1 protein-coding gene is annotated in these 275 nt (G+C 70.5%); it reads right to left on the bottom strand.

Going from position 1 to position 275, the window contains the following annotated elements:
* Positions 1 to 275, bottom strand: a 275-nt coding sequence (locus tag OO54_RS41095; protein WP_245236760.1) for an SNF2-related protein, incomplete at both ends; no start/stop codon positions are given.

The raw sequence follows: 275 nt of genomic DNA on the forward strand, positions 1-275 counted from the left end.
GGCGAACCGGGCGTGGGAGTTGAGGGAGCGCAGGCGCTGTGCCCATACGGCGTGGGCGGTCTTGATGTTCTGTGCCTCGTCGGCCACCACCATCGACCACCGCTGCGCGAGCAGGGCTGTGTGGCGGGAGGGCAGTGCCTGGTAGGTCATCAGGACGATCGCGTGGGGTTCCAGGCGGTGGAGGGTGGAGCGCGGGCCGTGCAGGACGCGGACGGGGGTGCCCGGCGCGGTGGCGGTGATCTCGTCCTTCCAGTGGTTCAGCACTGAGAGCGGCG

The organism is Streptomyces wedmorensis, assembly GCF_000716445.1.
In the GTDB taxonomy this organism is placed as follows: domain Bacteria; phylum Actinomycetota; class Actinomycetes; order Streptomycetales; family Streptomycetaceae; genus Streptomyces; species Streptomyces wedmorensis.